Below are 13500 nucleotides of genomic sequence, written 5' to 3'. Positions count from 1 at the left end.
GTTGTAAAAGGAGTTTAAAATACTTTACTTTACAATATTAACTGAAACTTTTCCGGTTTTGTTGAAAAGCAACGAATGCAACGAATAATTAGTATCATCTTATACACAATACTGCTGATTCCTATTGGAGTAACCGCACAGGATTCCCTTGCTAAAAAGAAAGCAGTTCCATTGAGTAAAATGAGTAAAGCTGCGAAGAATCTGGAAAAATCTCTGGATGCAAATGATGAAGGTCAAATTGCACGGAATTACGAAAATCTGGCCAACGAATTTTTAAATAAAGGGGACAATGCCAAAGCCGAGGAATATTTTAAAAGGGCATTAAACAGTTATACCAAACTAAAACTCACCGAAGATAAAACCCGTGTAACACGAAGTTTAGCCAAAACTCAGGAAAACCAGAAAAACTTTGATTCGGCAATTAAAAATTATGAAGTCGCCGGTTCATTGGCAAAAGATGTTTCTGAAGAAAAAATCAATTTAAATGATGCTAACCGACTTAAAAACAAGTCAAATCCGGCCAGTCAAAAAGATTATGTCGATTCCAATATTGAATTGCTGAAAAAGGAAAATAAAAGCAAGGAAGTTACAGAAGCTTATGTTCAGAAAGCCCAAAATTCATTAGAATTAAAAGATAAAAAGGTTGCCATAGAAAGCTACAAAAAAGCAATTGCTTATGCAAAAGACAAACCCGAAGCTGTTATCAATCTTAAAAATGAAATAGCAAATGTATATGCCTCAGACAATCAGTTTGAAAAAGCAATTGGCATCAACGAAAAGCTTTTGGCAGAAGCCGTAACGAAAGAGGATTTTAATACCCAAATAAAACAATTACAATCGCTGGCTTCTCTTTATTTTAAAAAAGAAGAACCAAACAAAGCCGTTTTATCATTGAAAGAAGCTTATGATCTTGCCTCCCGAAAAGGAAATTCAGCCGAAGCAAAAAAAACGTTATCAGAATTGGTACAATATTATAAAGCCGAAGGAAATGAAAAAGAAAGCATGGCGCTTTATGAAGGGTTTATTAAAAACTTCGAGCAATTAATTCAATCTGATACGACATTAATTAATACTAAAAAATTCCAGATTACAGAAGGTAAAATTCGCCAGCTCGAGAAAGAAAAGTCTCTTAAAGATGAATTAATCACAAAGAAAAACACCTTCAATTATTTTTTAATAGGATCTGTTATGTTGCTTTTGGTCTTGTTTGTTTTTATTGTAAAATCACTTTATTCCATCAAAACTAAGAACAAAGAAATCGCTTTGCAGTCATTGCGCCGTGAAATGAATCCGCACTTTATTTTTAATAGTCTCAACAGCGTCAATCAGTTTATTTCTGAAAACAAAGAACTCGAAGCCAACAAATACCTTACTTCCTACTCTACTTTGATGCGTGATATGATGGAAAACTCCAATAAGGATTTTATTATACTGGATAAAGAAGTCGAGCAATTAAAAAAATACTTAGACCTGGAACATTTGCGTTTTCAGGATAAATTTGATTTTAAAATTACGGTTGATAAAGATCTGGATACCGAAAGTGTTTTTGTACCCAATATGATTATTCAGCCGCATTTAGAAAATGCGATTTGGCATGGCTTGCGTTACTTAGATAAAAAAGGATTTTTACATCTTCAATTTCAGTATTACAACGAAAAAGTAATTGTAGTTATTGAAGATAACGGAATTGGTTTAACCAAAAGTCAGGAACTCAAAACCAGTAATCAGAAAGTACATGAATCACGAGGCCTCAACAATACTAAAGAACGAATTGGTTTACTGAATGAATTGTATAAAAAGAATATTTCTTTTACAATCAAAGAAAAAGAATTTCCGGAATCAGGTACTGTAGTTGAAATTATCTTCCCTTTAATCGATTCCATATGATGACTTTTCAAAAGATAAAGAGTGTAATTGTCGAAGATGAACTAGCAGCGCGGGAAGTTCTTAAAAATTATCTGAGCAAATATTGTCCGCAGGTAGAAGTGGTCGGGGAAGCACAGAATATAAAAGAAGCTGTACCTCTTTTACACGAAATACAGCCACAATTGGTTTTTCTGGATGTCGAAATGCCTTTCGGAAATGCTTTTGATGTTCTGGAAGCCTGTAAAGATTTACAATTCGAAACCATATTTGTAACCGCTTTTTCTGAATATTCTTTAAAAGCCCTGAACCAAAGTGCGGCTTATTATTTACTAAAGCCTATATCTATTGAAGAATTGATTGTGGCAGTTAACAAGGTTCATCACCAAATCATGAATCAGGAAATCTTTAACCGAAATAAAATTATTGTCGAGAATTTCCATGAATCCAAACCTGAAAAGCAACAGGTAATCCTGCCCACACTGGAAGGATTTGAAGTCGTAAAAATGGAAGAGATCGTTCGCCTTCGTGGAAACGGAAATTTCACTGATTTGTATTTGAACAACGGAAACAAAAAAATGGTCTGCCGATTTTTAAAACACTTTTCAGAAATTTTGCCATTGCCTTTTATTCGCGTTCACAAATCGCATATCATCAATATGAATTGTGTGAAGTCGTACAACAAAGGGGGTATTATTACCCTTAATGATGATTCTGAAATTGAGGTTTCTCCAACTTACAAAGAAGAATTTTTGAAAAATTTTAAATAATTTTTACTTCAAAAGCATGAAGTTTTAAACCTAATATTGTCATTTCTGAAATATGAAATTTCCAAAGTTTATTGAAATTTAAACTATTCTGCTTTATTATTTTCGAAAAACTGATATTTGCCAAATTGGTTCTTTCTATAAACTTTGAATTCACCTGTATTTGATTTTTTTGATATGGAATCTCCAATTTTTAAATCAAAATTATTTAGATAAGTTGAATCGATTCTCAAACCATTTTCTAAATAAAATTCTGTTGTCCTTAATTGCCAATTATTTCTTTTTATAATAACACTTTCAACCTCTAAGTTTACAAATTTTCGATTAAGTTTATTATTGTAAAGAACAAGTGTAATAACTCCTACAATTACAATGAGTAATGGGGTGAAACGAAATAATTTTTTTTTCATTTATTTAAACCTATGAAATAAATTAAAGATCAAACTCATCACTTATAGATAAAGAATCAACTGGAGCCGCAATTGAATCCGGGACTTTGATTTTGATCAATGAACGCGCATTTCCTGAAATGTACACCGGCAATTGCCCAAGCGTATCTTCCGGAATCAAAAGACCACGACGGAACATTAAACTCTTTAAGAATTTTTGATTTTGCAAGGCATAATCTTTCAGATTTCCCTGATCGTTAAACTGATACATAAATTTTCTCGGCTTCGGAATAATCGTTGCCAGATACAAACATTCATCTACACTTAGGTCTGAAGGCCTTTTTTGGAAATAAAACTGGCTTGCTTCTCCAATTCCGTAAACATTTGGTCCCCATTCAATAATATTGAAATACACTTCCAGCATTCTTTCTTTGCTTACAATTCGGTTGTTTTCTAAAATATAAACCAACAAAATTTCTTCCAGCTTTCGCGAAAGCGTCTTCTCACGTGTCAGGAAAACATTTTTAATCAATTGCATGCTAATCGTACTGGCGCCGCGCGAGAATTTTTTCGTTCTAATATTCTTAAGAATCGATTGTTTGAAAGCTTCATTGATGAATCCGCGATGCGAAAAGAAAGACGGATCTTCTGTAGTCAATACACATTTTTGCAAATAAGGCGAAATCTGATCCAAAGGTGTGTAATTCAGATTCCCACTTCCAACCAATACAGGACGCTGTAAAACATTTTGAATAATGGCACGATACACAAACTCTCCATTTAGTTTGTTCAGGTTTGCTTCTCCGTATTTAGTAATCCTCAGGTTTTCTTTATTGAGTTTACTATCAAAAACTAAAGTATTTGGTTTGTTTTTATTGAATTTAAAATCCAGTTTATAATCGAAGTTTCCGGTCGCTTCCATTCCCTGAAAATGCGTGAACAATCCATCAGGCAATGAAACGATAAAATCCTGCGCTTTCATTTTTGGAATATCAACTTTTAAGGTATAAATCGTATCCGATTCCGTATTGTATGAAACATACGGCTTTACTTTTATTTTGTTGAGCTGCATTGTTGAAGTACTGTCAATCGAAATAAAATCGGAGCCTAATAAAAAGCGATAATCAAATCGGGCATTTTTTATTACGACGTCTTTACTGGCAATTTTGGGATGATTAATTTTTAAATTGGCGATAGATGTATAACCATCAATATGCAATTCGCTTCCGTCTTTATCAATATTAGCAACATTTAAACGTATCGAATCAAAGCTTGCTTTTAAATTATACCGTTCGTCTAAATAAGGAACTTTGATTGCTCCGGTATCCAGATTAAAAAACCGAATGTCAGCTTTTTTATTTCTTGGATCAGCAAAACCTTTTATATTCCAGCGTTGGTCAAAATTTTTGCTTTGTACATGTAGATTTGTTGTAAGCTGTTTGTTATTTAAAACTAATTTATCAATAGCAATAGTGGCTTTTTTTCCATTGTCGTCAATTTTGAAATTCAGATTTTCCAATTTCATATCAGTCGGAACCAAATTCAATAGTTTTGTAATGATGTTATAAGCAACGTCTGCGTATTTTCGTTTTTCATCTGATTTTTCTTCAGTATCCTTCTTTTTTAAAAAGGCATCAAAATTTCTGATTTTCCCTTTTTTAACTAATTGGATGTAGCCATCATTGATTTTTAAAGTTCCAAGCTGTACATCACCAATCAGCAGATTACTCAGACTGATAGTAGTTTCTATTTTTTTAATATTGAAAAGAGTGTCGGCATTTTTCGGAACCAAAACAATATCGGTTAATTTAACTCCTGACAGACCATCAAAAGAAGCTTCTTTTATCGAAAAATCGCTATTGTAATCAACCGCCATTTTATGAGTTACTTTCGCAATGGCTTGTTTTAAAAGCGAATTACGAAAAGAGTAAAGGGCAATACAGAGCAGTATAAATACTACGGTAAGTATTTTTAAGGCTTTAAATATTTTTTGTTTTGGAAATTGCATAAGTAGGTTTTATAAAAATTAACCAAACAGAAAACTAGCCACATCTTCAATTTTAGCTACGAGTTCAATTTTGATTCCTGTATTTTTCAAGGCAATTTTGTTGTATTTGGATACAAAGATAGTATTGAAGCCTAATTTTTCAGCTTCCTGAATACGCTGATCTACACGATTAACAGGGCGAATTTCTCCGGAAAGGCCAACTTCTCCCGCAAAACAAAAACCTTTTGTAACCGGAATATCTTCGTTGGATGATAAAATTGCAGCCACAACAGCCAGATCAATTGCAGGATCATCTACTGAAATTCCACCGGTAACATTTAGAAAAACGTCTTTGGCTCCTAAACGAAATCCGGCTCTTTTTTCAAGAACAGCCAAAATCATATTCAGTCTTTTAGCATTGTAACCAGTTGTACTTCGTTGTGGAGTTCCGTAAACAGCCGTACTTACTAATGATTGTATTTCAATCATCAAAGGACGCATGCCTTCCATGGTTGTAGCAATTGCGGTTCCGGACATTTCTTCGTCTTTATGCGAAATCAATATTTCAGACGGGTTGCTTACTTCACGCAAACCGCTTCCGAGCATTTCGTAAATTCCTAATTCGGCAGTTGAGCCAAAACGGTTTTTTAACGAACGTAAAATTCGGTAAACATGATTTCGATCGCCTTCAAACTGTAAAACAGTATCGACCATATGCTCCAGAATTTTTGGCCCGGCTATATTTCCGTCTTTGGTGATATGTCCGATCAGAATAACCGGAATGTTGGTTTCTTTAGCAAACTTGATCAGCTCGGCAGTAGTTTCCCTGATTTGGGAAATACTTCCTGCCGTAGATTCGATATAATCAGTATGAAGAGTCTGAATAGAGTCAATAATGACAATTTCAGGCTGAATCGCTTCAATCTGTTTGAAAATATTTTGTGTTTTAGTTTCCGTGAGGATATAACAATTATCGCTGTCCGGTGTGATTCGTTCGGCACGCATCTTTATTTGTTTCTGACTTTCTTCACCGGAAACATAAAGGGTTTTATAAGGCAATTTCAATGAAATCTGCAGCAAAAGTGTACTTTTACCAATTCCGGGTTCACCCCCTAAAAGCGTTAAAGATCCAGGAACGATTCCGCCTCCAAGAACACGGTTCAATTCGCCGTCAGTAGTATCCATTCGAATTTCCTGAGCCGAATCAATTTCGGTGATTTTTAAAGGCCGTGGTGCTTTTCCGGTCGAAGTTGGTTCACTTTTCCAGGCTACTTTTTCCTGCTTCTGAATAATTTCCTCTGCAATTGTATTCCATTCTTTACAAGCATTACACTGTCCTTGCCATTTAGCATATTGTGTTCCGCAATTTTGACAAAAGAAGGAAGTTTTAACTTTAGACATTATTTTGTTTTTTTTGCAAGCGTATTCATTTCATCAATTTTCTGATACATCATATCTCTGGTCAACTCGCCAATCGGCTCCATTTGCGAAGCATTTTGATATCTTTTTGAGGCTCTTTTTGGTTCACCCATTTTTTCATGCATCAAGCCTAATTCATATTCACCCAACATTGCCCTTGGGTAATCAACGTTGGCAATTTCTGCCATTTTTCCTAATTCATCGTAAGCATTGTTTTTCAGAATAAGATTCTCAATAACCTTAAAGTCGTTCATCCTAACCGGAATATCAACTCCTAAAACTTCTGACATTGTATTGTACTTATTATCCAGATAATCCGCATAACCCGACTTCAGTACAGCAATTTTATCTTTAAATTCAGCAGAATTAATAGGCCTGTAAACTTCAAAAATATGATATAAGGCACTTGGAATCGAATGTAAAACTTCTGTATAGTGTGTCGCATTTTTAAACAAATCATATTTGTAGCTTACCAACGGATTATTGGCAACTTTAATATTGCTGTCTAATTTTTCAATTGGCTCTTTTATCTTTTTTATATCTCCTTCGCCTGCTGACAAATAATAAAAAAATGGTTCTTTTACCTGAGCAAATTTCTCTGCTATACGAACCTCCATTTTTGGTGCAAGCTCAGGGCTTAAACAAATATATCCGTTAAAAAGCGGTCTGTCTTTGTATAAAAAAAAGTTTATATAACTTGCCGTTATATCATGACCGGCAATAATTTTGAAAGGTGCAGTACGGTATTTTTTTTCAATATATGGAAGTAATTCTCCTCCCACAAATTCATAAAACTCTGCCCCTTTTTCAAATGGTACCCCTACATTTTGGTCTATAGTAGAATCATCAAAGCGTTCTCCATCATGATTCTGATGAATCCCGATAACAATCATTTCCGGTAAATCATCCCAATAAACTCCGTAATTTATTGCTCCCAAAAAAGGATCGAATAAATAATCTCCGTCCAGTAAATATAAAACAGGGTATTTTTTTGAAGGACTTGTTTCATAGGAGGCAGGAAGTCCTATAGTTATTCTTCTCTCTGTACCCAGTTTTTCCGATTTAATATTATCGAATGTTTTTTGTGAAAAAGCAGAAATAGAGATTAAAATAAAAAATAAGTGAACTTTTTTCATGATTTGGGATAATTAAAAAGTATTAAAATAAGGTGGCAATATAATACTTTATTTGCTTTTTTTGTAAACTGTGATTTTAAAAAGAAAAGAAATTTAAGACAAAAGAAATCTGCTTTGTTCAAAATAAATTTGACAAATAAAAAAATAGTAAAACGAAAAGGTTTTAGGTTAGCGAATTGTCATTTTCATTCGGAAAAACAATCCATGGTTTGAAGGTTTTTGCTTCTTCAAATTCCAGGGTTGCGTATGAAATAATAATGATGATATCGTCTTTTTGAACTTTTCTGGCAGCAGGGCCATTCAGTGTAATTTCACCTGAGTTTCTCTCGCCTTTTATAGCATAAGTTTCAAAACGTTCTCCATTATTAATGTTTACAATAGATACTTTTTCACCTTCAATAATATTTGAGGCATCCAGTAAAGTTTCATCGATAGTAATACTGCCAATATAATTTAAATCGGCGCCGGTTACTTTAACACGATGAATTTTTGATTTTATAACTTGAATTTGCATGTTGCAAAGGTAAATTAATTTAATGAAATGGTGTCAATCAGTCTTATAGAATTAACAAATACCGCTATAAATGCGCGGTAATTTTTATCTTTAATTTTATCTTCGACAGGTAATAATGTCGATTCGTCAGCAATTACAAAATATTCCAGTTCAAATCTTTCATTGTTTCTAAAAGAATTCTCGACAAATTCAATTGTTTCCTGAGGGCTTTTTACTTTGAATACTTCTTTTGCTTCAGTTAAAGTTTTATAAATAATAGCTGCTTCTTTTCGTTCTGCCGGAGTTAATCTTTCATTACGAGAACTCATGGCCAATTGGTTTTCTTCTCTAAAAATAGGGCAGCCTACTACATTGACAGACAAATTATGTTTTTCAACCATTTTTTTTACAATCTGCAATTGCTGAAAATCTTTCTCGCCGAAATAAGCATTCGTTGGCGAAACAATTTCAAACAGACGTTTAACGATAGTTCCCACACCGTTAAAATGTCCTGGTCTGAATTTCCCTTCCATCTGATTTTCTAAGCCATCAAAATCAAAGGATTGTGACATTGTATTTCCTTCATAAATATCATCTACAGAAGGCGCGTATAAAATAATTTTATCACTTAACCCACGCATTTTTTTTACATCTTCTTCAAGCGTACGGGGATATTTTTCAAGATCTTCAAGATTGTTAAATTGTGTAGGATTTACAAAAATACTTACAACAGTATCATTGTTTTCTTTAAGAGAACGTTGCATTAAAGCCAAATGCCCTTGGTGCAAAGCGCCCATAGTTGGTACAAATCCTAAAGTAGAATTTGTGGATTTGATAGTTTTTAAATAAGCTATCAGGGCTACTTTGCCGTAGAAGATATGCATGGCGGTATTATTAAAATTTGTGCAAACATAATATATTAGTTATAAACTGCATAAATTTTTGTAATTTTGCAACGTTTTTATTACCAAAAATTAAGTAAAATACTATTATGAAAGATAAGAGGATATTATATGTATCATCTGAAGTCGTGCCTTATTTGGCTGAAAATGAGGTTTCATTAATGTCTTATGACGTACCTAAAATGATTAATGATCAGGGCGGACAAATAAGAATTTTCATGCCAAGATATGGAAACATTAACGAAAGAAGACATCAATTACACGAAGTAATCAGGCTTTCAGGGATGAATTTGGTAGTGAATGACTTAGACATGCCACTGATTATCAAAGTAGCTTCAATCCCAAAAGAAAGGATTCAGGTTTATTTTATTGATAACGATGAATATTTTAAAAGAAAAGCAACTTTTGCTGATGAAGAAGGTGTTTTGTACCCTGACAATGATGAAAGAGCAATATTCTTTGCAAAAGGTGTGGTTGAAACAGTAAAAAAATTAAACTGGGTCCCGGATATCATTCACGTACATGGCTGGCTGGCTGCTATGCTGCCCATATATATGAAACATTATTATAAAAATGAAGCTTTATTTTCTGAAACTAAAATTGTAACTTCAGTTTACGGACAATCCTTTGATGAAAATCTGGATCTGGAAATGATTAATAAGGTAAAATTTGACGGGGTACCACACGAATCCGTTGCAGATTTAGAAACTCCAAACTACGAAAATATCCTAAAAGCAAGCATTTTACATTCTGATGCAGTTATCATTGCTTCTGAAAACGTATCTCCAAGTTTAACAAAATTTATAGAATCTTCAGGAAAACCTTTTTTACCTTTCGCCACGAAAGATGCATTCGCAGAAGCGTATACAAATTTCTACAGAACAATGGGACTTTAAATTTTAACATTATTATTAAACATGCATAACACTTCTTTTTTTAAGAAAATTCTATTAATAGCAACAGTTGCTCTATTTTATTCTTGCGATAAAGAATTTAATTCCATAGGTGATGATATAATTGGTGACAGTAATTTTGAACTGGAAGCGGAAGACTATAATGTTACAGCTTATAATCAAAAAGTAACTCCAACAGCATCCAATAACTTACCCATAAATGCATTAGGTATTTATGATAATCCTGTTTTTGGATTAACTACAGCCAATTTTAATACTCAGGTTGCATTAGCATCATATGGCCCTACATTAGGAGAAGGAGCTGTTATTGATAGTGTAACTTTAAATGTTCCTTATTTTCATCATCTTGATCCTGAACAAACATCAACTACCGGAAGTACTGCTTACATTTTAGACTCTATTTATGGTCCTAAATCCGGATTAATAAAATTAAGCGTTTACGAATCAGGTATTTATTTAAATAATTATAATGCCAATAGTTATGATATCAGTAAATTTTACAATACTGACAGAAATGACGATTTTCAAGCTAAAGCTCAGGCTTTAGGAGTGAGATTAAATGATAGAACCACTAAAATAGAGAAAGATGGTAGTGTTTCAAATGATGCTTCAGAAAATGATGAATTCTTTTTTAACTCAAAAGAGATAAAAGAAACAACTCCAAAAACTGAAACTGCTGCTGAAGTTATTAAAAGAATTAAACCTGAAATGCGCCTGCATCTAAATAAAGACTTTTTTAAAGCCAAAATATTTGATGCACCTGCCAGTAAATTAGCTTCTGATGATGTTTTTAAAAATTATTTTAGAGGGCTGTATTTTAAAGTAGAAAAAACTACTGCAATAAATACAGAAGGAAAACCAATTTCAGGCACAATGGCTATGATGAAGTTTAGTGAGGGAAAAATCAATATTTTTTACAAAGCAAAAACAGCTATTACCACTGATGCAGAAACTGTAATGGAATCAAAAACACTGGTTATAAATTTAACCGGTAATACCGTAAGTCTTTTAAAAGAAGAAAGCAGCAGTCCCACATCAGATGATTATTACACAAGTGCTGCTACAAACGATGTTACTCCAGACGAGAAATTATATTTAAAAGGAGGTCAGGGATCAATGGCAGTTATTGAACTTTTTGACAAAACTGACTTAGGAAGATACAAAGACGATGGAACTTGGGAAACAACTCCAAATGGCGTATATGATGAATTAGACGAAATTAGAAACAATGTTACCTCTAAAAGATGGCTGGCTAATGAAGCTAATTTAGTATTTACTATTGATTCGCAAAAAATGGCAAGTCTAATTGGAACCGACCCAACAACAGCAGCAAGACAGCCAGGCAGAATCTATCTATATGATTTAACAAACAATACTATCCTTTCAGATTATTCTGCAGATCGTAGCACAAGCCTCAATGGTGACGCTAAAAAAAGCAGGACCGTTTTTAATGGCTTGCTTAATATAGATCCAACAACTAAGATAGGTACCTACAAAATAAGAATTACAAACCATATTCGAAATTTGATTAAAAATACTGATGTTACTAACGTAAAATTAGGCTTAGTAGTTACTGAAAGTATAGATATAACTGCATCAAGTAAGTTAGATAAAACGGTGCCAAGTACTATTTCAGAAATTCCGACAGCATCAGTAATGAGCCCTTTAGGGACAGTATTGTACGGAAGCAATCTTCCTGAGGATGATGCCAAAAGAGTAAAACTTAAAATTTACTACACGAAACCAAATTAAAAAATAACATATGTGTGGAATTGTTGGATATATAGGTCACAGAGAGGCTTATCCTATTGTCATCAAAGGATTAAAGCGCCTCGAATACAGAGGATATGATAGTGCTGGTGTAATGTTATACGACCAGGAATCAGATATCAAACTTTGTAAAACAAAAGGAAAAGTTTCAGATCTTGAGGAAAAAGCAAAAGCAGATTTCACAACCAACGGAACTATCGGAATTGGTCATACACGCTGGGCAACTCATGGAGTTCCTAATGATGTAAATTCACACCCCCATTTGTCTAATTCAGGAGAATTGGCCATTATCCATAATGGAATAATCGAAAATTACGCTCCTTTAAAAGAAGAATTAAAAAAAAGAGGTTATATATTTCACTCTGATACAGATACCGAAGTTTTGGTTAACTTAATTGAAGAGGTTCAGAAAAACGAAAAGATAAAATTAGGAAAAGCAGTTCAAATTGCTCTGAATCAGGTTGTAGGTGCATATGCTATCGCTGTTTTTGATAAAAAAAATCCTGATGAGATTGTTGCCGCCAGGCTTGGAAGCCCATTAGCAATTGGTGTTGGAGAAGGCGAATATTTTATTGCATCTGATGCTTCACCATTTATAGAATATACTGCAAATGCAGTATATTTAGAAGATGGCGAAATGGCAAATATCAGATTACACAAACCACTTAAGATCAGAAAAATAAAAGATGATTCTTTAGTAGACCCTTACATCCAGGAACTTCAAATGAATTTGGAGCAAATTGAAAAAGGCGGATACGATCATTTTATGCTAAAAGAAATATACGAACAGCCAAGCGTAATTAAAGACACTTACAGAGGCAGACTTAATGCAAATAAAGGAATTGTTCAATTAGCAGGTGTTGAAGACAATATCGAGAAATTCTTAAATGCAAATCGTATCCTTATTGTAGCATGTGGAACTTCATGGCATGCAGGTTTAGTTGCAGAATATATCTTTGAAGAATTCTCCCGTATTCCGGTAGAAGTAGAATACGCTTCTGAATTTAGATACAGAAATCCAATTATCAATAAAAATGACGTTGTCATTGCTATTTCTCAATCGGGAGAAACTGCAGATACAATGGCAGCTATTAAATTAGCAAAAGAAAATGGCGCTTTTGTATTTGGTGTTTGTAATGTTGTGGGATCCTCAATTTCCAGAGAGAGCCATGCAGGAGCTTACACACATGCCGGACCTGAAATTGGAGTCGCTTCAACTAAAGCCTTTACTACTCAAATCACAGTTTTAACTATGATTGCCTTAAGATTAGGAAAAGCCAAAGGAACTTTATCAAATACCGATTTCCATACTTATTTACAAGAATTAGAAATTATTCCTGAAAAAGTAGCTGAAGCATTAGAAACTAACGAAAGAGCTAAAGAAATTGCAGCAGCTTTTAAAGATGCACCAAACTGTTTGTATTTAGGACGTGGCTATAATTTTCCAGTCGCCCTTGAAGGAGCATTGAAACTTAAAGAGATATCCTATATTCATGCTGAAGGATATCCCGCAGCAGAAATGAAACACGGACCAATTGCTTTAATAGATGAACAAATGCCAGTTATTGTAATTGCGCCTAAACAAGGTCATTATGATAAAATTGTAAGCAACATTCAGGAAATCAAATCCAGAAGCGGCAAAATCATTGCCGTAGTTACTAAAGGCGACACTCAGGTTCGTGAATTAGCAGATTATGTAATTGAAATTCCAGAAACTTCTGATGCATTATCACCGTTAATTACGACAATCCCTTTACAACTTTTATCGTATCACATTGCTGTTATGAGAGGATGCAATGTTGATCAGCCCCGTAACCTTGCCAAGTCAGTTACCGTAGAGTAATTTTTAATAAAGCAAAC

At 33.7% G+C, this 13500-nt stretch carries 11 protein-coding genes; 5 read left to right on the top strand and 6 right to left on the bottom strand.

Annotated elements, in window-relative coordinates; genetic code table 11:
- The first annotated feature begins 75 nt into the window (after positions 1-75).
- Positions 76-1887 carry a histidine kinase gene (locus BXU10_RS18315; protein WP_078228993.1) on the top strand — a complete coding sequence of 604 codons (1812 nt, stop codon included), beginning with the start codon at positions 76-78 and terminating at the stop codon, positions 1885-1887.
- On the top strand, positions 1884-2633 hold the full coding sequence (locus tag BXU10_RS18310) for a LytTR family DNA-binding domain-containing protein (RefSeq protein WP_078228992.1): 750 nt from the start codon (positions 1884-1886) through the stop codon (positions 2631-2633). The genes BXU10_RS18315 and BXU10_RS18310 overlap by 4 nt, the downstream gene beginning before the upstream one ends.
- Before the next feature lie 83 nt (positions 2634-2716).
- Here the strand turns inward: BXU10_RS18310 and BXU10_RS18305 are convergent, their stop codons facing one another.
- From BXU10_RS18305 to panC, 6 genes are all read right to left on the bottom strand, one after another.
- The gene (locus BXU10_RS18305) at positions 2717-3040 is read right to left on the bottom strand and encodes a hypothetical protein (RefSeq protein WP_078228991.1); all 324 of its coding nucleotides are present in this window, start codon (positions 3038-3040) and stop codon (positions 2717-2719) included.
- 22 nt (positions 3041-3062) lie between these two features.
- A complete protein-coding gene (locus BXU10_RS18300) occupies positions 3063-5027 on the bottom strand; it encodes a transglycosylase domain-containing protein (RefSeq protein ID WP_078228990.1) in 1965 nt (654 codons plus the stop codon).
- An 18-nt stretch (positions 5028-5045) separates the two neighbouring features.
- A complete protein-coding gene (radA, locus tag BXU10_RS18295; RefSeq protein ID WP_078228989.1) occupies positions 5046-6407 on the bottom strand; it encodes a DNA repair protein RadA in 1362 nt (453 codons plus the stop codon).
- Positions 6407-7561: an alpha/beta hydrolase gene (locus BXU10_RS18290; protein WP_078228988.1), complete on the bottom strand. Its 1155-nt coding sequence runs from the start codon at positions 7559-7561 to the stop codon at positions 6407-6409. The genes radA and BXU10_RS18290 overlap by 1 nt, the downstream gene beginning before the upstream one ends.
- Before the next feature lie 163 nt (positions 7562-7724).
- Positions 7725-8075 carry an aspartate 1-decarboxylase gene (gene panD, locus BXU10_RS18285; RefSeq protein ID WP_031456621.1) on the bottom strand — a complete coding sequence of 117 codons (351 nt, stop codon included), beginning with the start codon at positions 8073-8075 and terminating at the stop codon, positions 7725-7727.
- Positions 8076-8089: 14 nt separating this feature from the next.
- The gene (panC, locus tag BXU10_RS18280) at positions 8090-8938 is read right to left on the bottom strand and encodes a pantoate--beta-alanine ligase (RefSeq protein WP_078228987.1); all 849 of its coding nucleotides are present in this window, start codon (positions 8936-8938) and stop codon (positions 8090-8092) included.
- 107 nt (positions 8939-9045) lie between these two features.
- On the opposite strand from panC, the gene BXU10_RS18275 reads away from it, so the two are divergent.
- The 3 genes from BXU10_RS18275 to glmS are packed head-to-tail and all read left to right on the top strand — an operon-like array spanning position 9046 to position 13483.
- The gene (locus BXU10_RS18275) at positions 9046-9852 is read left to right on the top strand and encodes a glycogen/starch synthase (RefSeq protein WP_078228986.1); all 807 of its coding nucleotides are present in this window, start codon (positions 9046-9048) and stop codon (positions 9850-9852) included.
- Positions 9853-9873: 21 nt separating this feature from the next.
- The gene (locus BXU10_RS18270; RefSeq protein ID WP_078228985.1) at positions 9874-11622 is read left to right on the top strand and encodes a DUF4270 domain-containing protein; all 1749 of its coding nucleotides are present in this window, start codon (positions 9874-9876) and stop codon (positions 11620-11622) included.
- A gap of 10 nt (positions 11623-11632) precedes the next feature.
- A complete protein-coding gene (gene glmS / locus BXU10_RS18265) occupies positions 11633-13483 on the top strand; it encodes a glutamine--fructose-6-phosphate transaminase (isomerizing) (protein WP_078228984.1) in 1851 nt (616 codons plus the stop codon).
- Positions 13484-13500: the final 17 nt, after the last annotated feature.

Source organism: Flavobacterium sp. LM4, from assembly GCF_002017935.1.
GTDB lineage: Bacteria > Bacteroidota > Bacteroidia > Flavobacteriales > Flavobacteriaceae > Flavobacterium > Flavobacterium chungangense.
Note: the sequence above shows the minus strand (reverse complement) of the source record. Positions and strands in the feature narration are given on the sequence as shown.

What these genes read in the sequence shown, in the direction of transcription:
- BXU10_RS18315 (WP_078228993.1), top strand. Translation starts at nt 76, where the DNA reads ATGCAACGAATAATTAGTATCATCTTATACACAATACTGCTGATTCCT.
- BXU10_RS18275 (WP_078228986.1), top strand. Translation starts at nt 9,046, where the DNA reads ATGAAAGATAAGAGGATATTATATGTATCATCTGAAGTCGTGCCTTAT.
- BXU10_RS18300 (WP_078228990.1), bottom strand. Translation starts at nt 5,027, where the DNA reads ATGCAATTTCCAAAACAAAAAATATTTAAAGCCTTAAAAATACTTACC.
- BXU10_RS18305 (WP_078228991.1), bottom strand. Translation starts at nt 3,040, where the DNA reads ATGAAAAAAAAATTATTTCGTTTCACCCCATTACTCATTGTAATTGTA.
- panC (WP_078228987.1), bottom strand. Translation starts at nt 8,938, where the DNA reads ATGCATATCTTCTACGGCAAAGTAGCCCTGATAGCTTATTTAAAAACT.
- panD (WP_031456621.1), bottom strand. Translation starts at nt 8,075, where the DNA reads ATGCAAATTCAAGTTATAAAATCAAAAATTCATCGTGTTAAAGTAACC.
- BXU10_RS18290 (WP_078228988.1), bottom strand. Translation starts at nt 7,561, where the DNA reads ATGAAAAAAGTTCACTTATTTTTTATTTTAATCTCTATTTCTGCTTTT.
- BXU10_RS18270 (WP_078228985.1), top strand. Translation starts at nt 9,874, where the DNA reads ATGCATAACACTTCTTTTTTTAAGAAAATTCTATTAATAGCAACAGTT.
- BXU10_RS18310 (WP_078228992.1), top strand. Translation starts at nt 1,884, where the DNA reads ATGATGACTTTTCAAAAGATAAAGAGTGTAATTGTCGAAGATGAACTA.
- glmS (WP_078228984.1), top strand. Translation starts at nt 11,633, where the DNA reads ATGTGTGGAATTGTTGGATATATAGGTCACAGAGAGGCTTATCCTATT.
- radA (WP_078228989.1), bottom strand. Translation starts at nt 6,407, where the DNA reads ATGTCTAAAGTTAAAACTTCCTTCTTTTGTCAAAATTGCGGAACACAA.